Source organism: Pantoea sp. alder81 (assembly GCF_020179835.1).
GTDB lineage: Bacteria > Pseudomonadota > Gammaproteobacteria > Enterobacterales > Enterobacteriaceae > Pantoea.
In genome coordinates this window covers 1-1,184 of record NZ_JAIUDA010000033.1, presented here as the reverse complement: position 1 = coordinate 1,184, position 1,184 = coordinate 1, and the positions used below count along the sequence as shown (strand labels likewise).

Annotated in this window: 1 protein-coding gene; it reads right to left on the bottom strand. The window is 53.4% G+C overall.

Going from position 1 to position 1,184, the window contains the following annotated elements:
* Window positions 1-5: 5 nt before the first annotated feature.
* A partial coding sequence (gene tuf, locus LBW88_RS26455) for an elongation factor Tu (RefSeq protein WP_224935661.1) occupies window positions 6-1,184 on the bottom strand: 1,179 nt, incomplete at its 5' end.

Below are 1,184 nucleotides of genomic sequence, written 5' to 3'. Positions count from 1 at the left end.
CGCAATTAAGCGATAACTTCAGCAACAACGCCCGCACCAACAGTACGGCCGCCTTCACGGATTGCGAAACGCAGACCCTGATCCATCGCGATTGGGTGGATCAGCTCAACGGTCATTTTCACGTTGTCGCCTGGCATTACCATCTCAACGCCTTCTGGCAGCTCAACGTTGCCGGTCACGTCAGTGGTACGGAAGTAGAACTGTGGACGGTAGCCTTTGAAGAACGGAGTATGACGGCCGCCTTCGTCTTTAGACAGAACGTACACTTCTGATACGAACTTGGTATGTGGCTTGATTGAACCCGGCTTAGCCAGTACCTGGCCACGCTGGATGTCTTCACGCTTGATACCACGCAGCAGAACACCACAGTTCTCGCCTGCCTGACCCTGGTCCAGCAGCTTACGGAACATTTCAACACCGGTACAGGTAGACTTAACAGTCGCCTTGATACCAACGATTTCAACTTCGTCGCCGACTTTAACGATACCGCGCTCAACACGACCGGTTACAACAGTACCACGGCCTGAGATTGAGAATACGTCTTCGATTGGCAGCAGGAACGGCAGGTCGATTGCACGTACTGGCTCTGGGATGTAGTTATCCAGGTGACCAGCCAGCTCAATGATCTTCTCTTCCCACTCAGCAACACCGTTCAGTGCCTGCAGAGCAGAACCGCGTACGATTGGAGTATCGTCGCCCGGGAAGTCGTAAGCTGACAGCAGATCGCGAACTTCCATCTCTACCAGTTCCAGCAGCTCTTCATCATCAACCATGTCGCACTTGTTCAGGAACACGATGATGTAAGGAACGCCAACCTGACGACCCAGCAGGATGTGCTCACGGGTCTGTGGCATTGGGCCATCGGTCGCAGCAACAACCAGGATCGCGCCGTCCATCTGCGCAGCACCGGTGATCATGTTTTTCACATAGTCGGCGTGGCCTGGGCAGTCAACGTGCGCGTAGTGGCGAGTCGGGGTTTCATATTCAACGTGTGAAGTGTTGATGGTGATACCACGAGCTTTCTCTTCTGGTGCGTTATCGATCTGATCGAACGCTTTAGCAGAGCCGCCGTAGGTTTTAGCCAGAACGGTGGTGATTGCTGCAGTCAGAGTGGTTTTACCATGGTCAACGTGACCGATGGTGCCGACGTTTACGTGCAGTTTGTTACGCTGAAATTGCTCTTT